General features: G+C 57.8%; 23 protein-coding genes. 7 read left to right on the top strand and 16 right to left on the bottom strand.

Annotation, left to right across the window (positions count from 1 at the left end; translation table 11 throughout):
• Nucleotides 1-72 precede the first annotated feature (72 nt).
• The 6 genes from ACQZ6D_RS18885 to ACQZ6D_RS18860 form a co-directional block, all read right to left on the bottom strand.
• Entirely contained in the window at nt 73-849 is a 777-nt protein-coding gene (locus tag ACQZ6D_RS18885) for an SDR family oxidoreductase (RefSeq protein ID WP_174007350.1), read from the bottom strand.
• Between the two features lie 11 nt (nt 850-860).
• Entirely contained in the window at nt 861-1,307 is a 447-nt protein-coding gene (locus ACQZ6D_RS18880; RefSeq protein WP_174007352.1) for an ester cyclase, read from the bottom strand.
• 25 nt (nt 1,308-1,332) lie between these two features.
• Nucleotides 1,333-2,106: an SDR family NAD(P)-dependent oxidoreductase gene (locus tag ACQZ6D_RS18875; RefSeq protein WP_003518723.1), complete on the bottom strand. Its 774-nt coding sequence runs from the start codon at nt 2,104-2,106 to the stop codon at nt 1,333-1,335.
• 73 nt (nt 2,107-2,179) lie between these two features.
• Nucleotides 2,180-2,788, bottom strand: a complete 609-nt coding sequence (gene wrbA / locus ACQZ6D_RS18870; RefSeq protein WP_448730265.1) for an NAD(P)H:quinone oxidoreductase — start codon at nt 2,786-2,788, stop codon at nt 2,180-2,182.
• 118 nt (nt 2,789-2,906) lie between these two features.
• Nucleotides 2,907-3,503: an NADPH-dependent F420 reductase gene (locus tag ACQZ6D_RS18865; protein ID WP_003518719.1), complete on the bottom strand. Its 597-nt coding sequence runs from the start codon at nt 3,501-3,503 to the stop codon at nt 2,907-2,909.
• Between the two features lie 22 nt (nt 3,504-3,525).
• Nucleotides 3,526-4,422: a pirin family protein gene (locus ACQZ6D_RS18860; RefSeq protein WP_003518717.1), complete on the bottom strand. Its 897-nt coding sequence runs from the start codon at nt 4,420-4,422 to the stop codon at nt 3,526-3,528.
• Nucleotides 4,423-4,521: 99 nt separating this feature from the next.
• Between ACQZ6D_RS18860 and ACQZ6D_RS18855 the strand changes: the two genes are divergently transcribed.
• Nucleotides 4,522-5,436: a LysR family transcriptional regulator gene (locus ACQZ6D_RS18855; protein WP_003518715.1), complete on the top strand. Its 915-nt coding sequence runs from the start codon at nt 4,522-4,524 to the stop codon at nt 5,434-5,436.
• A 402-nt stretch (nt 5,437-5,838) separates the two neighbouring features.
• Nucleotides 5,839-6,696, top strand: a complete 858-nt coding sequence (locus ACQZ6D_RS18850) for a DUF6929 family protein (RefSeq protein WP_003518713.1) — start codon at nt 5,839-5,841, stop codon at nt 6,694-6,696.
• 44 nt (nt 6,697-6,740) lie between these two features.
• Here the strand turns inward: ACQZ6D_RS18850 and ACQZ6D_RS18845 are convergent, their stop codons facing one another.
• A complete protein-coding gene (locus ACQZ6D_RS18845) occupies nt 6,741-7,265 on the bottom strand; it encodes a DUF6428 family protein (RefSeq protein WP_003518710.1) in 525 nt (174 codons plus the stop codon).
• A 41-nt stretch (nt 7,266-7,306) separates the two neighbouring features.
• Here ACQZ6D_RS18845 and ACQZ6D_RS18840 point away from each other — a divergent pair, with 41 nt between their 5' ends.
• The 3 genes from ACQZ6D_RS18840 to arsN2 are packed head-to-tail and all read left to right on the top strand — an operon-like array spanning nt 7,307 to nt 8,624.
• Complete coding sequence (locus ACQZ6D_RS18840; RefSeq protein WP_003518708.1) at nt 7,307-7,660, top strand: ArsR/SmtB family transcription factor; 354 nt, start codon at nt 7,307-7,309, stop codon at nt 7,658-7,660.
• The gene (locus tag ACQZ6D_RS18835) at nt 7,657-8,184 is read left to right on the top strand and encodes an arsenate reductase ArsC (RefSeq protein WP_003518705.1); all 528 of its coding nucleotides are present in this window, start codon (nt 7,657-7,659) and stop codon (nt 8,182-8,184) included. The genes ACQZ6D_RS18840 and ACQZ6D_RS18835 overlap by 4 nt, the downstream gene beginning before the upstream one ends.
• A complete protein-coding gene (arsN2, locus tag ACQZ6D_RS18830) occupies nt 8,181-8,624 on the top strand; it encodes an arsenic resistance N-acetyltransferase ArsN2 (protein WP_003518703.1) in 444 nt (147 codons plus the stop codon). The genes ACQZ6D_RS18835 and arsN2 overlap by 4 nt, the downstream gene beginning before the upstream one ends.
• A gap of 334 nt (nt 8,625-8,958) precedes the next feature.
• On the opposite strand, the gene fhuB is transcribed toward arsN2, so the two are convergent.
• The 6 genes from fhuB to ACQZ6D_RS18800 form a co-directional block, all read right to left on the bottom strand.
• Complete coding sequence (fhuB, locus tag ACQZ6D_RS18825; protein ID WP_035252876.1) at nt 8,959-10,908, bottom strand: Fe(3+)-hydroxamate ABC transporter permease FhuB; 1,950 nt, start codon at nt 10,906-10,908, stop codon at nt 8,959-8,961.
• A 37-nt stretch (nt 10,909-10,945) separates the two neighbouring features.
• Nucleotides 10,946-11,746, bottom strand: coding sequence for an ABC transporter substrate-binding protein (locus ACQZ6D_RS18820; protein ID WP_162696359.1), 801 nt, complete (start codon nt 11,744-11,746; stop codon nt 10,946-10,948).
• Between the two features lie 113 nt (nt 11,747-11,859).
• Nucleotides 11,860-14,364 (bottom strand): TonB-dependent siderophore receptor, encoded by a 2,505-nt coding sequence (locus tag ACQZ6D_RS18815; protein WP_448730266.1) that lies wholly within the window; start codon nt 14,362-14,364, stop codon nt 11,860-11,862.
• A gap of 107 nt (nt 14,365-14,471) precedes the next feature.
• Entirely contained in the window at nt 14,472-15,431 is a 960-nt protein-coding gene (locus tag ACQZ6D_RS18810) for a FecR family protein (RefSeq protein WP_448731723.1), read from the bottom strand.
• Between the two features lie 214 nt (nt 15,432-15,645).
• Nucleotides 15,646-16,161, bottom strand: a complete 516-nt coding sequence (locus ACQZ6D_RS18805) for an RNA polymerase sigma factor (protein WP_003518695.1) — start codon at nt 16,159-16,161, stop codon at nt 15,646-15,648.
• Nucleotides 16,162-16,610: 449 nt separating this feature from the next.
• A complete protein-coding gene (locus ACQZ6D_RS18800) occupies nt 16,611-17,540 on the bottom strand; it encodes a LysR family transcriptional regulator (protein WP_003518694.1) in 930 nt (309 codons plus the stop codon).
• 160 nt (nt 17,541-17,700) lie between these two features.
• On the opposite strand from ACQZ6D_RS18800, the gene ACQZ6D_RS18795 reads away from it, so the two are divergent.
• Both ACQZ6D_RS18795 and ACQZ6D_RS18790 read left to right on the top strand, forming a co-directional pair.
• A complete protein-coding gene (locus tag ACQZ6D_RS18795) occupies nt 17,701-19,389 on the top strand; it encodes a GMC family oxidoreductase (RefSeq protein ID WP_153793501.1) in 1,689 nt (562 codons plus the stop codon).
• Nucleotides 19,390-19,415: 26 nt separating this feature from the next.
• Complete coding sequence (locus ACQZ6D_RS18790; protein ID WP_174073310.1) at nt 19,416-21,929, top strand: CoA transferase; 2,514 nt, start codon at nt 19,416-19,418, stop codon at nt 21,927-21,929.
• A gap of 640 nt (nt 21,930-22,569) precedes the next feature.
• Here the strand turns inward: ACQZ6D_RS18790 and repC are convergent.
• From repC to repA, 3 genes are all read right to left on the bottom strand, one after another.
• Nucleotides 22,570-23,784: a plasmid replication protein RepC gene (repC, locus tag ACQZ6D_RS18785; RefSeq protein ID WP_153793502.1), complete on the bottom strand. Its 1,215-nt coding sequence runs from the start codon at nt 23,782-23,784 to the stop codon at nt 22,570-22,572.
• A 202-nt stretch (nt 23,785-23,986) separates the two neighbouring features.
• Nucleotides 23,987-25,012: a plasmid partitioning protein RepB gene (gene repB, locus ACQZ6D_RS18780; protein ID WP_153793503.1), complete on the bottom strand. Its 1,026-nt coding sequence runs from the start codon at nt 25,010-25,012 to the stop codon at nt 23,987-23,989.
• A complete protein-coding gene (gene repA, locus ACQZ6D_RS18775; protein ID WP_003518687.1) occupies nt 25,009-26,292 on the bottom strand; it encodes a plasmid partitioning protein RepA in 1,284 nt (427 codons plus the stop codon). The genes repB and repA overlap by 4 nt, the downstream gene beginning before the upstream one ends.
• Between the last annotated feature and the right edge of the window lie 222 nt (nt 26,293-26,514).

Genomic DNA, 26,514 nt, shown 5'->3' with positions numbered 1-26,514 from the left:
CGACAAAGATATTCTTCAAACATAGAAAACCCGCGCTTTTAAGGGCGCGGGTCCGACTGGAGGGTCAAGAAATCATATAACGGAGAGCAGCCCTCCATCCACGAGGAGCGCAGTGCCCGACACATAGCTCGACAGGTCCGAGCCAAGGAAGGCGACAGCATCTCCGACTTCTGCCGGTTTGCCAAGCCGGCGAAGCGGCGTCCTCTGGCGAAAGCCCTCGGAGGCCTGTGCGATGCCGGGGCTGGTGCGAAGAAGCTCTGTGTCGATGGTGCCGGGTGCGACTGCATTGACGCGGATACCGTCGGGGCCAAGAGCATCGGCCAATGATTTGGCCATCAGCACAACACCGCCTTTGCTCGTCGAATAAGCAACCGTGATGCCGGCGCCAGAGATCCCGCCCATGCTTGCCATGAGGACAATGCTGCCCTGCTTGTTGAGCGCCTTCATCTGGCGCGCAGCTGCCTGCGCGCCAAACAGCGGGCCATCGAGATTGACAGACATCAGGCGGCGGTAATCGTCTTCCGGAACCTCCGCCCCGTCTGTCTTCAGCGTAATGCCTGCATTTGCGACCATGACATCGACGCCGCCGAGTTCCGCTGCCGCCGCAACGAGGGCGTCGTTGTCAACCTTGCGGCTGACGTCTGCTTTCACGAAAACGGATTTGGCCCCAAGTTTTCTGATCTCGGAGGCAGTCGGTTCACCGCCTTCGCGCGGTGCTTCCACCACGTCCGAGACGATAACTGCTTTGGCGCCATGTTCGGCAGCCCGGATGGCGATTGCACGCCCAATGCCGCTCGATGCGCCGGTTACGATCACGACCTTGCCTTCGAGAATGTTACTGTTGCTCATTGTGGTGATCCTTAATGTTCCGGCACTTTGGGGGCCGAGGAGGGCAGGGCGTCGAGTTGCTGCAGAAGATAATAGAGGTTGGCGACACCCCAGTGTTCTACGATCTGGTCGTTGCGAATGCGCATGGCATCGACAGTTTCGAACTTGATCTGGCGGCCCGTTGGCGCGATCCCAAGAACGACGCCCCGGTGGGTGCCGTGATAGGTCTTGAAAGTCGTCACGATGTCGCCGTCGACCGCTTGCCAGTGAATTTCCGCGCGGAAGTCCGGGAAGGCTTCGCGCAGCGCGTGATAAAGGCGACGCGCTCCTTGCTTATCTGGCGTGCCGCCTGGCTGCGGTGTGTGGTCCAGAAAATCGTCGGCGAAAAGCTCGTCGAAAAGCTCGAAGTTGCCGCCGGACTGCACCTCGAGCGTGTTGCGGCGGACGATTGCTTTCAATGCTTCAGGTTGGTCTGACATGGGATTTTCCTTTCGAGGTTCGCTGTCAGAGTTCAAAACCACCGATGGTCATGCCGCCGTCGACGGTCAGCATGTGTCCGGTGACATAGGAGGCGGCGTCGGAGGCAAGCCAGATTGCCGCGGCCGCGATTTCCTCCGGCTTGCCGCCGCGTTTGGCAGGAATGGCGTTCTGGGCGAGTGCCGCAAAAGCCGGGTTCTGCCGGCTGTTTGCCGCGACCATGGGCGTTTCAGTCCAGCCAGGCGCGATCGCGTTGACGCGGATGCCGTGCGCTGCATTCTCCATCGCGACGACCCGGGTCAGGCCCTGCACCCCGTGCTTGGAAGCAGCATAGGCACTCATGCCTCCCGGTCCCGTCAAAGCGGCGACGGAAGCCGTGTTCACGATAGATCCACCACCATTGCGCTTAATCAGAGGGATCTGGTATTTCATCCCGAGAAAGACGCTCTGCAGATTGACTGCGATGACCTGCTGAAAGTCTTCCAATCGGTAATCTTCAATCCGCTTTGCAGGGCCGGTTATCCCGGCATTGTTGAAGGCTGCGTCGAGCCGACCGGATGCGGCATCGATCTGTTCGATCCATCCGACGAGCTGGAGCTCGCTCGCGACATCGAGCTCGGTTGTGAACGCCCGGCCATCTTCGGCTCGAATGAGCTCTGCCGTTTGGGCGAGACCCTCGGCATCGCGATCAGCCAGATGCACTGTCGCGCCGTCGCGAGCGAGCCCAAGTGCTATTGCCCGACCGATCCCAGAGCCTGCGCCGGTGACCGCGACGACCTTGTTTAAGAAAAGCGAGGACATGACTTCTCCTTGCCAGCCGATCGCAATCGGCTGGTCTGGTTGGAGCTGGATTTTAAGATTGAGTTAGGCGGGTTTAGTTGCGCGCAGCGACAAGAGCGGCCGCAGTGCGGGCGACGATCTCGCCCTGATGCAAGGCACCGGCGAGATCGATCTGCGAAGGCTGGCGCGACCCGTCGCCACCGGCAACTGTCGTTGCCCCATAAGGGGCGCCGCCAACAATTTCTTCACTGCTCATCTGGCCCTGATGGCTATAGGGCAGGCCGACGATGATCATGCCAAAGTGCATGAGGTTGGTGATGATCGAGAACAGGGTGGTTTCCTGACCGCCGTGCTGTGTGCCGGTCGATGCGAACGCAGCGCCCACCTTGCCGTTCAGAGCGCCACGAGCCCACAGGCCACCGGCCTGATCGAGGAACGCCGCCATCTGCGACGACATGCGGCCGAAACGCGTGCCGCTACCGACGATAATCGCATCATAATCCGCCAGTTCGGCGACTGTCGCAATCGGGGCTTCCTGGTTGATTTTGAAATGAGCCTTTTCGGCGATTTCGAGCGGAACAGTTTCCGGGACACGCTTGATTGTTACTTCGGCGCCGGCGCGTCGCGCGCCTTCTGCGATCGAGCCTGCCATCGTCTCGATGTGGCCGTAGGACGAGTAGTAGAGGACGAGTACCTTGGTCATTCGCTTTGCTCCGTTGGGATGGCTGAATTGGATGGAGACAACATCTGCTTTTTCATCATTCAATAGAATCTGTATAATTTGGCGCATTACGTTCGATTTTATCGATCGATTTGGCCTCTCAGTCCTTCAGCAGGTTGAGCGCGACCAGCGCCTGCCCAAAATGTTGAATTGAACCGGAGGCTTTGAAAGTGCCAAGGTCAGACGGCGCAAAGCCCAGACGAGCGATCAGGTCTGCTACCTTCTTGCTGGCCTCTGGAAAATTACCCGACAGAAAGAGAACGCGCTTTCCGCCCGCTTTTACCGGATTGGCAGCCAATACGGCGGCCGGGAGAGTGTTGAACGCTTTCACGAGCTGAGCGCCAGGGAAGAGATCGGAGACGATTTCCGAAGACAGCCGGTCACCAAGGTCACGTGGTTTGAAAGCAGGAAAGTCAATAGCGTTCGTCGCGTCGACGATGGTACGGCCATCCCAAGCTGCATTTTTGCTGGCGACTTCCGGTACAGCGTCATAAGGCACGGCCAGAATAACAACGTCGGATTGAAGAGCCTGATCGAGTTCGACAGCCTTCACCGTGCTGCCGAACTTTTCGGTAAAAGATTGAAGCGAGCCCGGACCGCGTGTGTTGGCGATAACGGCTTCAACTCCTGCAGCGTGGAAGCGCTCAGCAAGTGCCGAGCCGATCGCACCAGAACCGATGATTGCATAGGTCGTCATAGTAGTTCTCCTTGATTGGGTTTCAGTTGAAGTTGTCTGGTAGGGGAGTAAATTCGTCGTCGCCCGGCACGCCGGGAAATTGCCGTTCGCGCCACAGGTTTGCCGCATGGCGAATACGCTCCTGGTCCGTGGCCACGAAATTCCAGCGGATGAACCGCTTTTCAGGAAGCGGCTCGCCTCCGAAGGCGAGAAACCGGGCTGGCTCGTTCGCCTTCACCACGATCTCCGCGCCGGGCTTGAACACGATAAGACAATCCGGGCCGTAGGTTCCGTCCTGCCCGATGATCTCGATCGTACCGCTGACGACGAAGATCGCTCGCTCGATATGCTCACCGTCGATCCTGTAGCGTGCTCCAGCCTGAAGCTGGATTTCTGCAGAAAAGAGGTCAGAGAAGGTACTGGCAGGTGAGCGCCGTCCGTGCAGGGTGCCGGCGAGAAGCTTCATATCGATGCCCTCACCATTGATCGTCGGCAGTTCATGGGCGCCGAGGTGCTGAAAGAGCGGTGCAGTCTCTTCCGATTGTTTGGGAAGAGCGATCCAGCTCTGCAGGCCTGTGAGTTTTCCTCCTTCTTTGCGGATATGGTCGGGCGTCCGCTCAGAATGGACAATGCCAGAGCCCGCGACCATCAGATTGACTTCCCCGGGGCTGATCGACTGGACGTAGCTTTCGCTGTCACGATGCAGCAGCTCACCTTCGAGAAGGTAAGTGAGTGTTGAAAGGCCGATATGTGGGTGAGGGCGGGTATCAATTCCCTCACCAGCACCGAACCGCACGGGTCCGAAACTGTCGAGGAATATGAATGGCCCGACCATTTGGCGCATGGCCGCAGGCAGCGCCCGGCGAACGGAGAAGCCTCCGAGATCACGGGTCGAGGGCAGGATAACCTGCTCGATGTCAGCGTTCGACAAATAGGACATTGTCAGCTCCGGCGGTTGAATTCGATGGATTGAAGGTAGGCCCACTGGACGTTTCGGAAAACTCAGATAATTTCGGCGAAAACGTTCGAGGAATTAGAAATGTCAGACCCCGGCCAACCGACCCTGGATCAGCTCAAAGTGTTCATTACAGTTGTAGAGACAGGCAGCTTCGCGGCTGCTTCCAGGAAGCTCAACCGTGCTACTTCTGTGATCAGCTACACAATCGCCAACCTGGAAGCGCAGTTGGGGGTCACGCTCTTCGATCGGCTTTCGACGAAGAAGCCGCAGCTAACTTTGGAAGGAAGAACGGTCCTTGCCGAGGCCAAGAGCGTGGCCCATGGCATAGACAATCTTCGGGCCAAGGTAAAAAGTATGCTTCGTGGTGTAGAGCCGGAGGTGCACCTGGCACTTGACGTCATGCTACCGGCGGCACGCGTGATGGATGCGCTGAAGGCGTTTCGGAAGGAATTCCCGAGCGTTTCCCTTCGGCTTTATGTCGAAGCTTTGGGTGCCGTCACCCAGATTGTTCTCAACCGTACGGCAGCGATCGGCATCAGTGGCCCCCTCGATGTTGAGATTGCGGGCCTCGAGCGCATCGGTGTGGGCTTTGTCAAACTCATCCCCGTCGCTTCACCGGATCATCCCTTAGCTGGGGGATCTCATCCACCGGGCGCGGCCCGAGGACATATCCAGTTGGTCCTGACCGACAGATCGCCTCTTACCCAAGGACACGAGTTCGCTGTTGTCGGGAACCATACTTGGCGGCTCGCTGACCTTGGCGCCAAGCACATGCTGCTAAAAGAAGGCATTGGTTGGGGCAACATGCCCGAACCTATGGTAAGAGACGATATTGAGGCAGGGCGTCTGGTGCAGCTTGATCTTCCGGACTGCAAGGGCGGTCCTTACCGCCTTCAGGCTGTTTATAGAACGGACACACCTCCAGGACCGGCCGGCCGCTTTCTGATCGACCATTTCCAGAGCCAAGATATTGATGATCCGATAGCGGCTGGTTAGACTTTGGGAAACACGCGAGCGAACAGTTTTGGCGTGTCGATGCACTTACAGATTTCCGCCCGCATCGCCCGGGGACGCAATGTTGCCGTCGACGAGATGGTCGTTTCCGCTTGGCTGTCGTATGTCAACCCGCGACCGCGAGATAATGCGCAAACTTTTCATGGTCGCGACCCGCCGGGCTGCCACAGTGAGGACGGTCCACAGCGCGCAGCGAAACTACCGATGTTGTCAGGCGCTTAGCTGATCCGTCTCATGGGTCGACGGTACGCAACCCTTCAAGGCGTAGACAATTTCGCGTCTCAGCCGGTAGAACCCCGACGTTCACGGTGATAGCAAGGATCGATGATTGTTACGACCGAACTTCGAGAACTCGACGTCTCTCCAGGGAGATGTGACACGCAGTTGTCTTATATCAGCGCCGGAAGCGGTCTGGTCTGCGTCGGGTCACACTTCTATGTCGTCGGGGATGACGAACATCACCTCGGGGTGTTTTCCACGCGTGACAACGGACCGGGTCAACTGGTCCGCCTGTTTTCGGGCGACCTGCCTATCATCAAGGCCGATCGAAAGCGCCAAAAGCCGGACCTGGAGGCGATCGTGTTCATTCCAGCTTTCGAGAGCTTTTCGGATGGCGCTTTACTGGCACTGGGGTCGGCATCGCGTCCAAACCGCGGCCGCGGTGTTCTCCTTGGCCTTGATCCACAAGGTGCGCTGAGCGGTTCACCGGAGCAAATCGATATGGGGCCGCTGCTTGGTCCGCTTCATCAGGCGTTCGCTGATCTCAATATCGAGGGAGCAGCCGTGGTTGGCGATCAGCTGTTGCTATTTCAGCGAGGCAACAAGAAACATATCGAAAACGCGATTATCCACTATCCGCTGCTACCTGTTCTCGAGGTTTTGAGAGGTCCGTATAACGCTGCCATTGCGCCATCCTCCATCACGAGGGTGGATCTTGGTATGATCGAGGGCGTTCCACTCTGCTTCACGGATGCGGCGGCTCTGCCCAGTGGCGACGTTGTGTTTTGTGCCGTGGCGGAAGATACTGCCGACGCATATGTTGACGGCCATTGCGTAGGGGCCGCGGTCGGGATCGCTAACAAAGATGGGCGGTTGCTCTCGCTGCACCAGCTTGAACAGCCATACAAGGTGGAAGGCGTCAGCGCTCAGACGAAGAATGAGACGCTGGAACTGCTTCTCGTTACCGATGCGGACGACGCCGCAATACCGGCAAAGCTCCTGTCGGCATCCTTTCTCCTGTAGCGCTGCGGACCTGTCATTATACGGACGCAAGGTGTGCTGCGACTTTATCCGCAGCAGGTGTTTTGGGCGGCGCTCGCTCCGCAACATGCCTGTGTTGTCTTCCGGGTCTCCTGTTCTAGCCAACGATCGCGCGGTTTGCAGCTTGCCGGACGCGGCGCAAGTTCAACATGCAGTGCGCCATCCCGAAGCCTTGGCATCGATGCGCAGTAGAGCTGCATTGGCCGGGTCCCATCGCTTACCTCAAAGGTCAGTTTCGCTGATCCATCCAGTTGCACATGCTCGGAGACTTTGCGGATGATTGCCGCGAACTTGGCCGCTGGCATATGTGTGCGGTCGCCTTCCTCAATGTCCCACAGCTGCACGAAGATTTCCGACCAGACTTCCGGGTTGGCGCCGCAGTCAAGTGCGGCGAACTGGCCCACTTTCACCTCGGTCACATGGTAGCCGGGTTTCACCGGCCGGCCGTCGTAGGAAAAGACCAGCTGCACATCGCCAGCAGCGTCGATGGTGCCCAGCAGCCGGCCCAGGCTGATGTCCAGTTCCAAAAGGGACTTGTCGATTGCATTCATTTCGGCTACTCACAATTCAATAATTCAAGGATTGTAGAAATATGAAAGAACGTCAAGCCCTCTTCTCATTTGCAGCGCTGTCGCAGGAAACCCGGCTGCATATCGTGCGCATGCTCGTGGTCGCAGGACCTGATGGCATGGCCGCCGGCGCCGTTGCCGAGAAGGCTGAGGTTTCACCATCAAACGTCTCGTTTCACCTGAAAGAGCTGGAGCGCGCTGGTCTGATCAATCAGAAGCGCGAGGCCCGTTCGATGATCTACACCGCCAACTATGACGGCCTCGGTGCCCTGGTCCGCTTCCTGATGGAAGACTGCTGCGCCGGCCATCCCGAAATCTGCGCACCAGCGGCAGAGGTCGCCGCCTGCTGCGCACCAGCCATGGAGAAGCTGCAATGACCGATCGTATTTACAACGTCCTGTTCCTCTGCACCGGGAATTCCGCCCGCTCGATCCTGGCGGAATCCATTCTCAATGGCGAGGGCAGGGGCCGGTTCAAAGCCTATTCCGCCGGTAGTCAACCAAAGGGTGAGGTTCACCCGCTGGCGCTCGATACGCTGCGCGGCCTCGGCTACGAAAGCAGTGGCTTCAGTTCCAAAAGCTGGGACGTCTTTGCCGAACCCGGCGCGCCGCACATGGATTTCATCTTCACGGTCTGCGACAACGCCGCCGGCGAGGCTTGTCCGGTCTGGATCGGCCACCCGATGACCGCCCATTGGGGGGTCGAGGATCCGGCCGCGGTCGAAGGCTCGCTCATCGAAAAGGGCCAAGCGTTCTCCCGGGCCGCCCGGTTCCTCAAGAACCGCATCACCGCGTTTTTGAGCCTGCCCCTTTCGTCGATCGACAAGCTGGCTCTGGAAACCCAGCTGCGCACCATCGGTGCGATGGAAGGTTCAACCAACCGCCGGAGCGATGTCGCGTGAGCTGGCGGCTGGATCTGCAGCCGGTCGCCGGAACCAATGGCGACCTTTTGGCGGCCCTGCAAGCTGCCAGTCTGCCGACCGACGATCTCACGGAAAGCGGACGCAGCTTCTTCCGGCTGAGCGATCACGGCCGCAAGGTAGGTTTCGGCGGTCTTGAGATTTATGGTCAGCACGCCCTCCTGCGCTCGGTGGTCGTGGTTCCGGAACATCGCGGGCGCGGCTACGGCGTAGCCGTAACCAATCTCGTGCTTGACCAAGCGATGGGTCATGGCGTCCGCACCGTCTATCTTCTGACGGACTCGGCGACATCTTTTTTCGAGCACCTCGGGTTCGCCCAGATTGATCGCGCGGCTGCACCCGCCGCCATTCTGCAGACCCGCCAGGCAGCAAGCCTATGTCCGGCATCTGCCACACTGCTTGCCAAGACAATAATAGGGTGAAGTCGATGTCTACGTTTGAACGCTACCTGACCGTCTGGGTGTTCCTGGATCGTTGTCATCACGATGAGCGTCGGCGGGACAGGATTGGTATTTCTCTAGGAGACGTCGAGCCTTGTCCGTCACCGGTGATTTACGCCGCTTGACAGCGAAGCAACCCGTTCGGGCCATTGGCCCCACCTTCCAAATTCGCGAGAAAGTATTGCGCCGCCGCAAAAGAGATGAAGAGTCTACCGCCCGATCGACTTCACGTAGCAGGGCAAAGTCTGACCAGTATGACCGGGTCATCGGTTCAGACTGGTTCAGGGCGAGAGCTCATTCGGTGACACGCCAACCGCTATTGCGATTTGTGCCACATCAGCCAGAAAAAGTAGGGTGTACCGACGAGTGCAGCCAGCGTGCCAGCGGGTATCTCATACGGAAACAGGAGATTTCGGCCAAGCCAGTCAGCTGAAACCATGACGATTGCTCCGAGAATCGCCGAGATAATGAGTTGAGAAAGTATGGTTCTGCCGCCGGTCATCCTGGCGAGATGAGGTGCTATCAAACCGACGAAACTCAAAGGCCCCATGGTCAGTACTGCTGTTCCGGTAAGCAGCGATGCAATGAGCAGCAGCGCTAGGCGACTTGCACCAACATTGACCCCGATCTGGCGCGCCGTCACGTCTCCCAACGGCAATATCTCAAGCCAGCGCAGGGTAAGAGGGAGGATCGCTGTCACGCCAAGGGCGACGCTTGCAAGGGCGAGGATGTCGAAAATCGTGACCGAATAGGTTGAGCCGGCAAGCCATGACAGCAGGCTGGCAACTCGCGGATCAAATCGCACCGTGATGGCTGACAATAGCGCGCCGAACACTGTCGCAAGGGCTACGCCAGTCAGCAACATCCGTTCCGGGGACGCCGATGCATTTCTGGCGAGCGCGAAGCTCAGGGCCAGGGTCAGGAAGGCTCCGCCGCTGGCTGCAGACACTTTCAGCGCATGGCCCGAAGCTGGATCAAACAGAAATAACAAGGCTACTCCCAGACCAGCGCCAGAACTTATCCCGAGAATTTCCGGACTGGCCATCGCGTTTCCGGTGACCCTCTGGATGATAGCGCCCGCCACAGCGAGCATCGCTCCTGCAATTGCGGAGGCAGCGACACGAGGCCAGCGCCATTCAAAAGCGGCATTTCCATCGGAAAAACCCTGCCAGAACCAGCCTTCAAGGCTCTGCGCGGATAAAAGCGACGCCCATATTATAATGACCAGCAGGACGGCCCATAACGCGAATGCGATGCACGGAGCCTTGGTGACGTTGCGCCTTGCAAGGGAGACGCCAGCGTCGCCAAGGCTCGCGCCACGGAGGCGCGGCAGCATCCAGAGCAGGAGGGCGCCGCCGAATATGGCCGTCAAGACACCGGTCGGCAGTTCGTTGTCTGACAGTGGATTGATCTGCGTGATCTGATCGGCGAGCCAGAGAAGAATGCTCCCCAGGAGGGGCGTCGCGACCACCCGTTGCCTGAATGTCCTGGCACCTGCGAGCCGTGCGATTGTCGGCGCCGCTATGCCAACAAACCCGATCACGCCCACCGCAGCGATGGTGACGGAAGCCAGCACGACCGCAAGCAGCAATCCGGTTAACCGAACCGTGACCACCGGTACGCCCAGACTGCGGCCGCCATGCTCTTCCAGTGCAAGCAATTCCAGCGGACGGATCATCAGAACGGCCAGTAAAGCGCATATCAGCAGCACAGGTGCCACGTAGGCTGACGCGTCCCAACCGAGATTGAGCAGCGAGCCGGTATTCCAGAGAAAGACGCTCCGCAGTTCTTCGTGGAAGAACAGCGCCAGCACGGAATTGATCCCGCCACAGAACAGGCCGACGACAAGGCCCGCCAGGATCAGCCGCAGCGGTGAGGCGAGGTTGCGCGATGCCAGCGCAAGCGTCAGGCACATAGCCGCAGCCGCGCCTGCGCATGCAACCGGCACAGGCGGCAGGGCCAACGAAGGAGCGAGCAAGGCCGAAGCTTTCAGGGCGAGTGCCGCTCCCGCCGACACACCGGTTGTCGACGGCTCGGCCAGTGGATTGCGCAGGACTTGCTGGAAAATCAGGCCGGAGAGCGACAAGGATGCGCCGGCCAGCAGGCTTGCGGCTATGCGCGGAAGGGTGATGAAATGCACGATCATCTGGCCAGGAATTTCGAAATCCGGCGCTAGTAGCGCTTGCCACCATGCTGACAGAGGAATGTCCAGCCAAATGTGATAGAGGCTCAGAAGGGCGGCCAAGGCTCCGGGAATACATAACAATGGAAAGGAAAAGATAAAGCGCCGTTTGCGTCGCGTTTCAGTTTGCGGAGAGATGATGTCGTCCCTCCAATGCCTGCGTGAGGAGCCGGGCAATTCTATCCGCTTCGGGAAGTCCGCCGAACAGCCAGCTGCGGGGTAGGACGACGAGTTGCCGGCGTCGAACGAAGCCGAAACTGTTCCAGAGCGGGTTGTTGCTTAACGGGGCAGGCACCGGGCCGAAATGGATGATGATCGTGTCGTCCAGCGCGCCGAGATCTCGCATTGTCACCGGCAGCCAACCCCAGGTGTCGCCGCTCTCCTGTACAGCATTTCTCAGCCCCAGATGCTCTTGGACATCGTGTACGAGGCTGGCAGTACCAAGCGTCCAGAAGTCGCGCGGCGTCGCTGCCCATAGCTCCATCACTCTTTTGCCTTCGAATGGTCTTAGACGGGAGCGGCAGGCATTCATGTGATCTTCGAAGCTGGCCATATAATCTGCCGCGCGCTGCGTGACATCGGCGATCTCCGCGATTTGCAAGAATGATTGCCGTGCACGATCGAGAGGCGCACGTGTGCCGGTATAGATAGATAGCTCCGTCAAGGACGTGATCCGCGCGAGCTGTTCGATATCGGTTGGCCACTCCTGCGAATGAATGATCCGCTGAGGTTGGACCCTAGCCAGAAGCTCAAGGTTTGGTTGGTGCAATGTACCAATGTCGAAAACCGAGGCTGGAAGGCGGGGCTCCTCGACATACTGTTCATAGCGCCAGCGCTCCGCCATGCCGAACGTCTCGACGCCAAGGGCCACAAGCGACTGCGCGTGGGCGAAATCCAGCACGACAAGGGGATGGGAGGGCATTGCTCGCGCAGTGCTCCCTCGAAAGCCGGGCATGAGGCTCAAACCGGTAGTGATACCGGCTTGCAGCACATGTCGGCGTGTCGGTCGAAGGACGGTTGGCCCCACTCTCATGTTTAGAAATCCACAGTCGCCGACAGTTTGAAAGTGCGGGGCGTGCCCGTCGTTGCCCACCCGCCGTCTACCCCGGCCCAGTAGTTTTTGTCGAACACGTTCTCCACCGACGCGCGCAAGACGAGCGGATTGCCAAATGACTTCGTCTTATACTGAGCGCCGATATCGAACCTGGTCCAACCTGACAGTTTCTGGGTGTTAGCCTGATCGATGAATTGGGAACTGGTCGATATCATTCGGCCGGACAGCGTCAGGCCTTCCGCGAACTGCGGATCCCACTCGATGCCCAGATTGGATTGCCAGCGGGGCACGCCGATAGCGGTATTTCCGTCATAGAAGCCATCATCCGTCTTGGTCAGCGTGCCTTGCGTATAGGCAATGCCGCCCAGCAGGCGCAGATTTTCTGTGGCCTCGCCGAAGACGTTGAGCTCGACGCCGCGGTTCCGTTGCTCTCCATTGACGGTGAACACCGAGTTGCCGAAGGCATCGGTGGTGATGCTGCTGCCCGGCTTGGCAATCTGAAAGACACTGGCGGTCGCGGTGAACGTCCCGAAATCATATTTGACCCCGGCTTCGAATTGCTGCGTCAGGATGGGAGGGAAGATCTGGCCCGCGTTCGATGTCCCGGCCCAGGCCGTCGGTCCCTGCTGGAGACCCTCGATATAGTTGGCATAGATGGAAAGGTTGTCTACGGGCTTCACGACCAGGCCGAATGCTGGTGTCAGCGCGTGCCTGTCATATGCCTGAGACGTACTGCCATCCGGATTGAACACATCGACACCGATCTGCTGGTAGCGCACGCCTGCGGTCAACAGCACATGATCATCCAGGAATGATATGGTGTCGGCAAGCGTCACGGCCGGAGCGTTGACGTTCCAGTATCTCGGCGGACTATCGCTGAAACCCGCGGTCGAGGGGCGGGCGACGGTCGGCGCGTTGTATATGTTCGTATCGAATGCCGCGAAGCGGTAATAATTGCTTTGCTGATTGAGCGCCTGAAAAAGATAGGAACCGTTCAGGTTGAACTTGTGGCTGATCGGGCCGGTGTCGAATTCGCCTCTGATCCCGGTCTGAGCAGAGGCTGAATGTCCGTGGATCGGGCTGTAATATGCTGTCGCCGTAGCATTGCCCAAGGCGTCGTTGACGAAGATGTCGGTGGAGAGAGATTCCTGAGAATAGCCCCGGTAGCCAGCGCCGCCATAGATGGTCCATGACGGATTCAGGTCATATTCGAATTTTCCAAGCACATAGGTACTCCTGGTGTTGGAATATTCCCAACCCTGATAGATCTGCTTGCTCAGATCAGTTGCAGCAGGATTGCGTATGTCGGAAGTAAATCCGAAGCCGGCAGCGCCGGTCGGTACATCCGTTTGCTGATCGACATAGCCAGCGTCGAGACTGGCCCTGAAGTCATCGCCACGATAGTCCAGTGCGATGGTGCCGACGCCGAGCTGAGCGGATTGCCCGTCGATTGCAGTATTGCCGCCTCGAAAGATGCCGTTGACCCGGACACCCCATTCCTCGTTTTCGCCGAACCGTCGACCGAAATCGAGGTGGGTTCCGAACTGGCTGTCCGACGCGTAACTTGTCGTAACGCGTGTAACGGGCTCATCGGTGGCCCTTTTCGGGACGACGTTTATCGATCCTCCAAGAGATCCATACTGGGAATATCCGTTGAGAAGGGCATTCGGCCCCTTGAGGATTTCGACGCTTTCCATGGTTTCGACTGGAATGATGCGGTCGGGTGCAATGCCGCCGTAGCCGTCGATCAGGACGCTATATGTGCCAACTGAAAAGCCGCGAATGTAAAAACTGTCACCGACACCTGCGGACGATCCCATGCCACTTGTATAGACCCGGACGGAGGGATCATTGGCCACCACATCGGCGATGGTAACAGCCTGCTGATCCTGGATCGTCTTCGACGTGTAGCTGGCCACATTAAAGGGTGCATCCATGATGCTCGTATTGCCCAACATGCCGAGCTTTGCACCCGATGCGACCTGGCCGCCTGCATAGCTGGGCGGGGCTTCCCAAGAATCGATACCCTCGCCAGCGACGGTAATTGTTTGCAGGACGGTTGAGCCGTCAGTCGTGATCGCGCTGCCGGTCACCGGCGCCGTTACCAGGGCAGCCGTCGATGGGCCGGAGATCCGGGCGCCGACGCCGGTACCGGTCAACATAACTTGCAGTGCTTGGGCTGGTGTCATGGAGCCCTTGACTGACGATGATTGCTTTCCGGCAACCGCTTGTGACGCAAAGCCGACTTCCCAGCCGCTTGCGCGGATGAATGCATTGATCGCCGACGAAAGGGGCTGTGACGGGATATTGAAGCTGACGGATTGCCCGGTGATCTGCTGCTGCGCTTTGGCGACCGTGGGAAGCATGACACTTACACCACCAAGAACACTCGATGTGACAAGCAGGGCTGTCAGATGGCGCCTGCCGCAAAGCGGCCCGTTCCTGCCAGTTTCATCCCTTGCTTTAGCCCGCGCAATCAGCCCCATGGTCGTCCCTCTTAATCCTGATCCAAGGGCCGACACGCATTATGCTTTTTCGGCCCATACACACCTGACAATCGGGCTGGGTAAATCTCACAAAAAAAGTTGATTATTCAATGAAGGATTATTATCCCGCCTGGAAGCCGTGTCACAGTCGCGCCAGCAGCGGTGGCCAGAGAGTGGATGACCCGCTCGGGATTATCGAGGCGGTAGCTACCATTAACCCTCACGCTTGAGAGTCTGGCATTCGCCACCAGTATTGACTGGCCGTAATATCTTTCCACTTCATCCAGAACCTGACCGAACGGTTGGTCCGTGAAGACGAGCCGTCCCTGAAGCCATGCAAGAGAGGTCGAGGTGTCTGACTTCCTGACAACAGACAGATTATTGAAGGAGGCAGTGATGCTTTCCCCCGGTTCGAGCGATGCCATATCTTTGCGGTTCTGGAGAAGCGAAACATCGATATGGCCCCTTTCCAACACCACTGTGTCTTCCGCATTGTCGGTGCGGACTGAAAACGCCGTGCCTTTGACTTCCACTTCCGAGAAACTGGCCGCCACCGTAAACGGCCGGGCTGCGTCATGGACCACATCGAAATATGCTTCGCCCCTAAGAAGGGTCACCGAACGCTTCGCCCCTTGGAAATTCACTGACACAGCCGATGCGGTGTTCAGGATCATCCGTGATCCGTCGGGCAGCGAGACCTCTTCATGCGGACCTGTGGGCGTCGCATAGTCAGCCCGCCAGCGCAGCATGACGTCCGGATATTGCTGAATGCCTATGGCCAGAAGCACCGCCGCCGCTGCCGCCATCGCGATCCTGGGCAACAGTCTTCGCCTTGGTCCGGTTTGGCGAAGATCAATGGCCTCGCGCAAAGCAATTGCGTGTTCGGATCGGGCTGCGATCTCGTTGGCCACCATGTCCATTTCGGGAAGTCCCCATGTGCCGACGGCGAGATCGAAGGCTCGCGAATGCGAAGGATCAGCCCGCAGCCAGTCGTCTAACCTAGCGCGAAGGTTGGCATCGTCGGGCGAGGCTTGCAGCGTGAATAGCCAGTTCAGTGCAGCGTCCATTGCTGGATCCGGATGCACGAATTGCTGCTCTTCATTCTCGCGCCTATGCGTGTCGCGTTCCACTCAGCCCATCCCTATCCGGCAGTCGCCAGATCGGGCCGCCTTATTCCTGAGACACTTCACAAACCGGAATCTCCCAAAAATCCTCTTCGCCGGAGGCGATCTGGCAGCGCTACCCGTTCCCATTGGTAAGCAGCCGGGTAATGAGACGAATTCAGCCACGGTCGATTTTTTCCAGGGCGTCGAGGCAATGGGCATGGGCGAGCTTCAGATCATTGAAAACCGTATTGGGTGACACGCCGAGGTGTTCGGCGATCCGCGGATACGACCATTTCTCAATGCGGCTCAGCATCCAGACAGTCTGTGCACGCTGCGGTAGTTTCGCAATCGCTTCAGTGAGGAGTTCCAGCCGTTGGCGATGAATCAAATCGGCTTCCTGAGACGGCAATGGCGAAGCGATATTCTCGACATCGGTGTCGTACAGGTCGTTGCGTTCCACGCTGCCGCGCATGTCCTGGTGCCGCTTGTGGTTGATAGCGAGGTTGCGGGCCGTTTGATAGAGGAACGCCTCGATGTGCTCGATCGGGCCGTTTTCGATCGCCTTTCTGGCGCGGACATATGTCTCCTGCGCTACATCCTCTGCCGTTTGTGGATCGCGAACGATCCGCATGACGCTCCAGATGAGCGATCTGCGTTTGCTCAGAAAGATGTCGGTCAGCCTTGCAGTCACTTCACTGGCCCGTGAACACGAGCCAACGGCAAGATGTCCGCAACTGCAACCACGTAGCCCGGAGAATACGTCGGCGCATCTATTTTGGATGTCTTGCGGCGGTCGTTTCCCAAAGAAGCGCGTCCATTCGGTTGCGGATTAACAATGCTGACAAAAGATCGAATTTGTATAACAGACGAGATTTTAGATGAAACTGCAAGGAATTAGAACGAATACGCCGTACGGACGCCTAATTCTCACGCTGGAACAGATACTATTAAATCCGGGACATATCCGACAGCCTTCTGCGGCCAGATGGCGCCTCTCTGCGGTGCGATGCCGCTGATCTTCAACCATTTCATTGCAGAAGCTAAATTGTGACTTTGGCGATCGCCGCTTTGGATTTCTCTGTCACCGGAAATGTGGGATGGCGGTTCGATTCCCATCAAGAGCTTCACCGCTAAGTCGGTTTACTGAACCCAAACTCGTTTGACTGCGTCAAATGCAGCGACGATCGACGGATCGCTGATACGCGCTTCCAGGCAGAGGAAACTTAAGGTCGTCGAGAGCTTCACATTATCAGCGATGACCAGTCCATGAGACTGCTGTTCATGCAGGGCAATCGATTCCCGACAAAGGCTCAGCCCTATCCCTGTGCGTGTCATGGCAATCATTGACGCTTCCTGGTCCACCTGGGCGACAATCTGTTGGCGAACGCCAAGATTGGTGAACAGCCGTGCCAGCATCCGGTTATGGACCGATGCGGGTGGCGTGCCGATCCAGGGGAGGGAGGCAAGCTGTAACCAGTTGGCCCCTCGAACAAAGCTGGCGAGCGATGGCGGAGCGACAACGCAATAGGTCAATTGCGCAAGTGCGCGAGAGTGGAAAAGCGACGCGGTACTCCCTCCAGTAACATCGGTCGGCGGGTCATAGTCCCTTGGATCACCAAGATAGAAACCGGCGTCGAGTTCGTTTCGCTTCAGCCTCTCCGGCACATCGCCGCTCATGCCATGACGCAGCGTTGTCTCGATACCTGGCCCGTTTTCGATAAGTGCTTTCAGAAACGCCCCTAATCGTGTGAACTCCGGATCGATGATCGTACCGATCCGCAATTTTCCCCGGACGCCGGTCGATAAACGCCCGGCTGTCTGGCCAAACTCCGTCAGCGCCGCCAGCACTTGCTCGGCCTTTGCCGCCAACAGTGCACCTTCCTGTGTCAACTCCAAACCTGTCGAGGTCCGCCGGAACAGGGTTAGCCCGGTGTCAGCGGCCAAGCGTTTCAACTGAAGCGTCACCGCAGGCTGCGTGACGTGCAGGTGCTCGGCGGCGCGGGTGACGTTCCCTTCTCGCCCCACGGTAACAAACGCTCGCAATGTTCTCAGATCGATACCTTCCAGCATATTAATTTCACTTATAATGCTTGGTTGAATTTGTCATTGGATTTCACGAGCGAATGTTGGCTATGCCTGCATATAAAGCAGGGAGGAAGCATGGCATGCCACTGCAAAGTGTCCAGTCTTATAACTGTGTGGTGTTCCACCGCGATTGGAGGGTAACCCAATGAGGAATGGTGGTTCCGGCAATTTCCACGACGTTTTTGACTACATTATCGTCGGTGGTGGCTCTGCAGGCTGCCTGCTTGCCAATCGCCTCAGTCGTGACCCGTCAAAACGTGTCCTGTTGCTGGAAGCCGGCCGCAAGGACGACTACCCATGGATACATATCCCGGTCGGGTATCTTTATTGTATCGGCAACCCACGCACAGACTGGCTGTACAAAACCGAGCCGGACGCCGGACTGAACGGTCGTTCGCTACGCTATCCTCGCGGTAAGACGCTTGGTGGCTGCTCGTCGATCAACGGCATGATCTATATGCGTGGTCAGGCACGCGATTTTGACGGGTGGGCAACGGCAACCGGCGACGATGCCTGGTCCTGGCAAAATTGCCTGCCCGATTTCAAGGCGCATGAGGACCACTACCGGCTGGACCATGGCGCAGACCCGAAGACTGGTGGCAACAGCAGATTTTCCGACATGCATGGCCATGGCGGCGAATGGCGCATCGAGAAGCAGCGGCTGAAATGGGATATCCTAGAATCCTTTGCAGAAGCCGCGGTGGAAGCGGGCATTCCGCGTTCGGACGATTTCAACAGTGGCGACAATGAAGGCGTCGGCTATTTCGAGGTGAACCAGCGCTCGGGCTGGCGCTGGAACACGTCCAAGGCTTTCCTGCGCCCAGCGAAAAACCGCGCAAACCTGACGATCTGGACGCAATCTCATGTCGAGCGTTTGATCCTTGCGAACGAGGCATCTGGTCGCAAGCGTTGCATCGGTGTTATTGTTGAGCGTCAAGGGCAGCGCGCCGAGGTTGGGGCACGGGGAGAAGTCGTTCTGTCGGCCGGCGCCATCGGCTCACCACAAATCCTGCAATTATCTGGCATCGGTCCAGCGGGATTGCTGAAGCGTTTCGGTATTGAGGTCAAGCACGACCTGCCAGGTGTCGGAGAAAATCTTCAGGACCATCTGCAGATCCGTGCCGTCTTCAAGGTCGGTAATACGAAAACGCTGAATACGCTCGCCAACAGCGTCTTTGGTAAAGCGATGATAGGGCTCGAATATGCGTTGAAACGCAGTGGTCCGATGAGCATGTCGCCCTCGCAGCTGGGCGCCTTTACCCGTTCGGACGAACGCCAGGCCCACGCCAATCTGGAGTATCACGTCCAGCCGCTCAGCCTCGACGCCTTCGGCGAACCGTTGCACACTGTCCCCGCTTTCACAGCCAGCGTTTGCAACCTCAATCCATCGAGCGTGGGCAGCGTTCGTATTCGCTCCAATAAGGCGTCGGACGCGCCGGCGATTGCGCCGAACTATCTCAGCACGGACGAAGACCGCAGGATTGCTGCCGAAAGTCTGCGGCAAGTGCGCAAAATCGTGTCGCAGCCAGCATTGGCGAAATATAGGCCGGAGGAGTGGAAACCGGGCCCGCAGTTCCAAAGCGATGAGGAGCTGGCGCGGCTTGCGGGCGATATTGCCAATACCATCTTCCATCCGGTCGGTACGACGAAAATGGGCGGGGATGACGATCCTATGGCGGTTGTCGATAGTCGCCTCAAAGTTCGCGGAATCGCGGGACTGCGGGTCGTCGATGCGGGCATCATGCCGAAGATCACCAGTGGTAACACCAATGCGCCGACGCTGATGATCGCCGAAAAGGCAGCCGGCTGGATTGTTGCTGACGCACACGCGTAGAAAACTATTGGGGGAGGTTAAAAGAGATGACATTCATCGCACGTTCCACGCTTCCGCTCTCCGGCGTTCGAGTGGTTGATTTCGGGCAATATATTGCCGGCCCGGCAGTGGCCATGATCCTCGGCGATCTGGGTGCTACCGTCGTGCATATCGATCCCCCCAGCGGGCCGCTCTGGGACAATCCCGCCAACGCCATCCTCAACCGCAACAAGCTGATCGTCGCACTCGACCTCAAAACGGAGAAGGGTTTGCTTGAGGCGAAAGCGCTGGTGGCCGAGGCTGATATTGTGATCGAGAACTTCCGCCCTGGTGTGCTTGCCCGGCTCGGGATCGATTTTTCGACTTTGCGTAAATCGCGGCCTGAGCTGATCACCCTGTCTATCCCAGGTTTCGCCTCCGACGATGAACTCCGCCGGGACTGGCGAGCCTTCGAGACAGTGATCGCAGCCTCGTCGGGCGTCTTTACGGATATGGGCTTAAACCGCGTTCTTATGGGTATCAACCCGTCTTTCTCGCCGCTTCCACTCTCTTCCGCATATGGTACGATGCTTGCGGCCTCCGCGACGGTGTTGGCGCTTCAGGCGCGTGAGCGCACCGGCCACGGCGATCATATTGAGGTGCCGCTGGCAAGCGCCGTCATGGAGGGCCTGTCCTACAATTCCATTCTGATTGACGACTATCCGTTGCGTTATAAAACCCAGCGCGAGCGGGAAATCGAGCGCCGGCGCGGCGAGGACCTGCAAATGGACATGTCTTTTGACGACCTCCAGGAGTTTCTCGATCCCTTCTATCGCAGCTATAGGTGCGCCGACGGGCGGATGTTCTACGTGGTCTGCCCCAGCCACAAGAACCATGCCAAACGCTGCCTGCAAGCGCTTGGCATTTACGACGAGCTCGTTGCTGAAGGACTGCGCGAGGAGGAAGACACCTATCTTCCAGTTTCGCAGTGGTCTTCGGACGTTTCGCTCGGTGTCTATCCGCTCCCAAAATTCTGGGCTGACAAAATCGCGGCTCGCATGAAGGATGTTTTCCTGACCAAAACGGCTTCCGAATGGGAACGTGTCTTCGGAGAAGGGCTGTTTCCGGGTGCGCCGCAACGCTGGCTGAAGGAATGGATCGCCGACGATCATGCCAAGGCTGCCGGCCTCATGATCGAAGTGGACGATCCGATCTTCGGCCGCATGACCCAGCCGGGGCCTATGGCCTGGCTGCAGGAGAGCGCCGAATCTATGTTAACGCCAAGCCCGAGACGTTGGGGAACGGGCAAGGAGGCGCTAGCACTGCTCGCCGGCATGGAGCACGCTTCCTTGCCGGTTGTAGCGAATGAGGCCCCCGGCGGCTGGCTGGACGGCGTCAAGGTTCTCGATCTGTGCAATGTGATCGCCGGTCCGCATTCGGTCGCCTATCTTGCCCGCTTCGGTGCGGAGGTCGTCAAGATCGATCCGGCCAAGCCGCTCTATGACTGCTGGAACACCGTGATCTTCGGCATGTCCCACATGCGCGGGAAACAGTCCGTGCTGCTGAACATTGGTTCGCCCGATGGCCGCATCGTGTTCGAAGAACTGGTGCGCTCAGTCGATGTCGTTGTCTGGAACGCCACCGACCGTCAGGTCAAGGCGATGGGGCTCGATGCCGAAAGCCTGAAAGCGCTCAACCCCCAAGCGATCTTCTGCCAGCTCGATTGCTTCGGCGGCGTGCGCACCGGTCCGCGTACCGACTATCTCGGCTATGACGACCTCGTGCAGTCGGCAACCGGCATCATGTTACGGTTCGGCGGCTCCATGGACACGCCGGAGGAACACGCCCATGTCGGTACCATTGACGTAATGTGCGGTTTCGGCGCTGCGCTCGGCATTGCAGCGGCTTTGTATCAGAAATCCAGAACCGGGGTCATCGGCCGTCCGCGGACCTCGCTGTCAGCGCTTACCGGTCTCGCCCAGATACCCTTCTGCTATGACTATGCCAACCGAGGTCCCTTCGATGAGCCTTCCGGTCGCGAGACCAAGGGATATAACGCCCTGTCGCAGCTCTACGAAACGGCGTCGGGGGATCATATTCTCCTCTGTGCTTCGGAAGTTGATTTGCCACGCTTCGGCAGGGCGGAGGGGCTTGAGGCAATTGTCGAGATGGCTGCATCCGATCGCGAGGCCTATCTGGCGAAAGCCTTCATGACGGCACCTGCTGAAACCTGGCAACAGCGCCTGAAAAAAGCCGATATCGGCGTATCTCTCTGCGAGAACATCGAGGAGATCCGCAGCCGCAGCGCCCGCATTGCCGACGGCACGCCGGGGATCGACCGGGGCAGTTATTCATTCTCGGTTTTTCCAGACCATCCGAGCGGGCACACCGTCACTCAGCTCGACCCCTTCGCCATCCGTCCGGCAGTCGGCAAGGTCACGGCTATAACGCCAGCGGAGAAGTACGGCGCCTCCACGCGCGCCGTTCTCCGCGACCTGAACTACACCGATAACGAGATCGATCGGTTGATTGCATCCGGCACGATCAGCGAGAGTTGGAGCGCAGAGTATCTGCCGACTTAGCAGGACACGGCAGCTTCGTGTTCTGAGGAGGATACCGAAGCCGCTCACGGCCCGTCCAAGTGCGCGATGGCATTAACGGGTTAGATATTCAACATGGCACCTTGGGAGGAAGTGCCATGAAAGAACTTTTTGCCTCGACATGACTTATACAAGCACTTTCGAGGCTGCCGGGGTGAAAGTGATCAATCCCTAGTCCATAACCACAATCTTCATCTGGGTACCGTATGATCATACCGCACCGTGATCTGCTTATCGTAGTGCGACCCGACATAGCTTCGCTCATCCTTGTCCACGGGGCTAGTGAGATTGAAATACCAATAGTCGCGTTATTTGACCGTCACAGTCACGAACTACGATTCCAAACGGAAGTCCGCCGCAAGTTAGGCACCCAACGTCCGCCGCATCAGCTCCGTGAACAACGTCCTGTAGCTGATGTCAGTCTCACTCGGCCTTTTAACCTGGCTGCAATCCAACAAGAGTTCAGCTGTCGTTGGGTCGTAAACATTGAGGCGGAAGGAACTGATATGGAAGGCCGGAAAATGTAGGGAAAGCCCCCAAACCTGGATGTGGATTCCTCAAATGCTCCAGTCTCCAGATGGAAACACCGGCGCAACGGGAACCCTCATCCATGACGTCAACGTCACCCCGTTGCCTTCACCGAATGACCGGCCGCCCGCAATAGCGCCATCAGCACCGGCCCCAGCGAAAACTCACCTCGCTTGGCCCGATTGGTTAGGTCTCTGAGATACCCGCCGGCCGAATTGATGTGGCCGCCCCGCTCGAGAATGCAGGCGATCGTCACTGCCGCGTTCTCCGGACCCATCACCTCACAGGCCTCTTGATATGCGGACGGGCTCACCCCGAGCATCGATCTGACCACCACAGCGGCCGTCATGAGTTCTCGCCAGTTTCTGATCTGGCCTTCAGGACCGTAGTTTAAAATCTCGGGGCAGGCGCGCAAGACGAGACCAATCGGAAAAGCCTTAATCGGCACATGTTCGGCCTGCTTATTCTGGCTCGGCTTCGCCTCCTGCTCTTTTTCAGAGCTAGGTTCAAGTTCATTAAGGAGGTTGGTATTTGAATTCTGTATGTGACGCTCATTTTGAGCATCATTGCTGGTCATTTCTGACGAAAAATCATCGGAATTCAACTGGTTGATGATGTTCTGCCGCAAATTATCCATCTCGATGCCCAAATCTCTCAGTTCGTCGAGCGTCGGGTTTCGAGGAATTCGCCTGACAGCGGCCAGATATTGCTCTTCCAGCTCGTCCCAATCGCCTGCAGCTCCCTCTTCGACGGCCGCCGTAATCAGCTTGCGGATATCCCGCCGGCAGATCGTTAGGTTCTCCTTTGCCCTGCGGAACGCGATCCGATCGGCAGCCACCTGCTGGGCAAGGCATGCCAGTTCCTCGGCGCGCATCAGAAGCGGCGATATGTCAAAACCGAAGGCGTGCTCGATCGAGCCTTCACCATCCTTTCGGGCGTAGCGTTTGCCGTTTGCACTATCCTTGCGGATGATCAGTCCTGCATCGACAAGCAGGGCAAGATGACGCCGCAGGGTAGCGCCCGCAATGCCATGCGCACGAATTGACAGCTGGATGTTCGACGGGAAAACGATAAGCTGTGCGTCCTGGCGCAGCTCATTTTCAGGATAGAAACTCAAAAGCGCATCGAGCACTGCAAGGCTGCGATCCTGCAGACCAAGCACCTCTCGCGCCTCCGATGCGTCGCGGAAGACTTTCCATTTGTCTGCCGACTTGCCTTCCTTGATCCTGGTCGTGGCAATCTGCTGCTTCACAAGCGCAAGCGTTACCGACCGCCGCCCAAACGGCGTCGTCACTTGTCCACCTTCCATGTCCCTCGCCTCTTCAAAAAGGCAAAAGAATTACGCTCACCAAAACGGTGCCAAAGACTCTTGACTAGGATTCATGGAAATGCGATTCTCTAGCTCTCACACGACGAGAAGGGCTTCCATGACGGCAACGTTTCGGGGGCCTTTTTCTTTTGCGCGTTTTCCTTACTTAAAATGGTTCCGAAGTCTGTTTCTCGGCTTCAGTTCAAATCTTTGATCTTTCACGCGTGAACCGCTCAACCAGTGACGGCAGCTGCGCTTCGATGAAACGCAGGAATTCTGCTCCGGCCGGTGTATCCGCCGAAATACGGATATCCTTGTTCGTGCGAGAAAAGCTGCCAAGTGGTTCGCCTGCGGCGCCGGCAATCATCTTGCCGGCCTTCGACGGTGCGGCAGGTTTCAGGGCGTTAAAGGCGGCCAGAAACTTTTGATCGGATCCAAGCCGTCTTTGCGTAGCGGCCGAAAGCACCCTGCGCAGTTCATCATGCAGGTCAGGCTGTTCGGAGAAAGCCTTTGCAAACTCCACCCACCTTGGACGACCGACCTTGGCTGCCCGACCAATTGTCTCGACGATATCGAGCGGAAGTGCGCGATAAACCGCTCGCATTCGTGCAAGCTCGGGATCGTCGATAGACAATGCCGCCTTGATATCACGAGGCTTCACATCGGCATCATCCATACGGCGGGCAAACAGGGTGCGCTCGATCCAGGTCAGATCCTGGCGATCGGCATTTTCAATACCCTGCGCAATGACAAGCTCGACGTCGGAAATCTCGACTTCGATCGCCTTGACCGCAATTCCAAGATCGCGCGCTGCCTGGAGCCGGCGATGGCCGTAGATAACCTGATAGCGATCGGGCGATGCTGGTGACTTGCGGACCTGGATCGGAACCTTCTGACCCTCGGACTTTATCGAGTTCCTGAAAGACTCGAAATCCGATGCGTCGTCATCTGGAAGACGATCGGGAAAGGGAGAGGGATCGACCTTTGACGGGTCGAGCTCTCTGATCGCACCACCACCCGATTCAACAAGCGCCTTGAGGCGGTCGCGTTCCGATTTGATGTCGTCGATCGCCCTGTGCGCCGCACCGATCACGCCGGCACCGACACGGGCAGTTGGTGCAGGTTGCTGCGGGGAGACAGGAGCATCGGTCGCCAGCCGGTTTTCAAGTTCCGCCGACAGCAGGCCAAAATTTGCAACGATGGATTTACGCGATGACTTGTTGGTCATGTGCGTCCCCAGCTGGTGTTGATGAGTTTCACGACCGCTTCGTTGACGGCATCAACCGCCTCGCGTGCGCGTTTATGCGTGTCACGGCCAATCTGGCCCATTTCGAGTTCGTAGATCGAGCGCTTTGCAAGTCCTGCTGCCTCGACAGCAGTGCTTTCAATCAGCGTCGGAAGAAGCACATCCGTTCCGAAGAGATGGCGCATCAACGCAACGACCTGAGACTGTGGTGCGTCGTTGGGATCATGGCGGGTAATGAGATAGCGGATGAAATCCTGATCAAGCTGCGCTCCGCTCTCATTGAGCACGCTTATCAGGTCCCCCATCATCAGGAGAAACTGGCTCATGGATGCGACATCGAGCATCGCCGGGTGTACCGTGATAATCATGCTGGTCGCAGCATAAATCGCACTCAGCGTCAGAAACCCGAGAGACGGCGGAGTATCGAGAATGACGACGTCATAGTCCTGATCAACCTCGGCAAGAGCAAGCTTCAACCGTTCGAAGAAGATCGCTCCCGAGCCCGATTTCTGCGCCAGAACCCGCGGCGTTTCATGCTCATATTCCATCACTTCGAGGTTGCCGGGTATCAGATCGATCCCGTCGAAATAGGTCTTGCGGATGATATCGCGGATTGGCCGGCGCTCGGCGTCGTCGTAGCGAAGAGCAGCGTAGATCGTTTCGTTGGCACCAACGTCAAACTCAGGTTGCGCGCCGAACAGTGCAGAAAGTGATGCCTGCGGATCGAGATCAAGAGCAAGGACGCGGTAGCCCTGCAGGGCGAGATAATGCGCAAGATGGACGCAGGTCGTGGTCTTGGCACTGCCGCCCTTAAAGTTGGCGATCGCAACGACCTGGAGATGCTCGCCCTCGCGTCGGCGAGGAGAAAATCTCAGCGCTTCAGAAGGCTTCTGGGCGGCAAAGAGCTCGCGCAATTCATTGATCTGAGCAAGCGTATAGACACGATGGTTATTTTCCAGCCGGCCAGGGATCGGTCCACGGCCTTCGCTCGACATGAGTTTCAGCGTAGAATCGGGTATTGAGGTCAGCTTGGAGACTTCGTTGGTGAGGAACGGCCGCAGGCTTTTCTCCGACTTCGGAGGATACATGCGGGTGCGAAGGTCCTGCAACTGCTGAGACAGAAGACCCGCATGGCGCATGATCTTGGCGCCCGCGTCTTCCTTCTGACCGCTCGTCATTTCTGCGTGTTTTGCTATCGCCATATTTTCCTCTTGGCGGGCATTCGCCGGTTTGCCGACCATCGTCCGCCAAAGGTACAACATGATTCTGTTTCGCCGTCCAGTTATTTACGGTTAACCGGATATTGACGTCCGTGGTTGACAGGGGAATAGAGGCGGCCATTTTATAAATTACAATCAGATACTTATAGAATATTTCGGCCATCCTGACCCTGCGGGGCAACTGCATTTTTGCTCGGCAATCAAGGTCATCAGCGTCGGTCGAAACGAGATTTTCACTGCAAAAAATCTACCCCATGGCGAATC

Source organism: Agrobacterium sp. 22-3639C2 (assembly GCF_053522105.1).
Note: the sequence above shows the minus strand (reverse complement) of the source record. Positions and strands in the feature narration are given on the sequence as shown.

What these genes read in the sequence shown, in the direction of transcription:
- ACQZ6D_RS18885 (WP_174007350.1), bottom strand. Translation starts at nt 849, where the DNA reads ATGAGCAACAGTAACATTCTCGAAGGCAAGGTCGTGATCGTAACCGGC.
- ACQZ6D_RS18880 (WP_174007352.1), bottom strand. Translation starts at nt 1,307, where the DNA reads ATGTCAGACCAACCTGAAGCATTGAAAGCAATCGTCCGCCGCAACACG.
- ACQZ6D_RS18875 (WP_003518723.1), bottom strand. Translation starts at nt 2,106, where the DNA reads ATGTCCTCGCTTTTCTTAAACAAGGTCGTCGCGGTCACCGGCGCAGGC.
- wrbA (WP_448730265.1), bottom strand. Translation starts at nt 2,788, where the DNA reads ATGACCAAGGTACTCGTCCTCTACTACTCGTCCTACGGCCACATCGAG.
- ACQZ6D_RS18865 (WP_003518719.1), bottom strand. Translation starts at nt 3,503, where the DNA reads ATGACGACCTATGCAATCATCGGTTCTGGTGCGATCGGCTCGGCACTT.
- ACQZ6D_RS18860 (WP_003518717.1), bottom strand. Translation starts at nt 4,422, where the DNA reads ATGTCCTATTTGTCGAACGCTGACATCGAGCAGGTTATCCTGCCCTCG.
- ACQZ6D_RS18855 (WP_003518715.1), top strand. Translation starts at nt 4,522, where the DNA reads ATGTCAGACCCCGGCCAACCGACCCTGGATCAGCTCAAAGTGTTCATT.
- ACQZ6D_RS18845 (WP_003518710.1), bottom strand. Translation starts at nt 7,265, where the DNA reads ATGAATGCAATCGACAAGTCCCTTTTGGAACTGGACATCAGCCTGGGC.
- ACQZ6D_RS18840 (WP_003518708.1), top strand. Translation starts at nt 7,307, where the DNA reads ATGAAAGAACGTCAAGCCCTCTTCTCATTTGCAGCGCTGTCGCAGGAA.
- ACQZ6D_RS18835 (WP_003518705.1), top strand. Translation starts at nt 7,657, where the DNA reads ATGACCGATCGTATTTACAACGTCCTGTTCCTCTGCACCGGGAATTCC.
- ACQZ6D_RS18820 (WP_162696359.1), bottom strand. Translation starts at nt 11,746, where the DNA reads ATGCCCTCCCATCCCCTTGTCGTGCTGGATTTCGCCCACGCGCAGTCG.
- ACQZ6D_RS18815 (WP_448730266.1), bottom strand. Translation starts at nt 14,364, where the DNA reads ATGGGGCTGATTGCGCGGGCTAAAGCAAGGGATGAAACTGGCAGGAAC.
- ACQZ6D_RS18810 (WP_448731723.1), bottom strand. Translation starts at nt 15,431, where the DNA reads ATGGACGCTGCACTGAACTGGCTATTCACGCTGCAAGCCTCGCCCGAC.
- ACQZ6D_RS18800 (WP_003518694.1), bottom strand. Translation starts at nt 17,540, where the DNA reads ATGCTGGAAGGTATCGATCTGAGAACATTGCGAGCGTTTGTTACCGTG.
- ACQZ6D_RS18795 (WP_153793501.1), top strand. Translation starts at nt 17,701, where the DNA reads ATGAGGAATGGTGGTTCCGGCAATTTCCACGACGTTTTTGACTACATT.
- ACQZ6D_RS18790 (WP_174073310.1), top strand. Translation starts at nt 19,416, where the DNA reads ATGACATTCATCGCACGTTCCACGCTTCCGCTCTCCGGCGTTCGAGTG.
- repC (WP_153793502.1), bottom strand. Translation starts at nt 23,784, where the DNA reads ATGGAAGGTGGACAAGTGACGACGCCGTTTGGGCGGCGGTCGGTAACG.
- repB (WP_153793503.1), bottom strand. Translation starts at nt 25,012, where the DNA reads ATGACCAACAAGTCATCGCGTAAATCCATCGTTGCAAATTTTGGCCTG.
- repA (WP_003518687.1), bottom strand. Translation starts at nt 26,292, where the DNA reads ATGTTGTACCTTTGGCGGACGATGGTCGGCAAACCGGCGAATGCCCGC.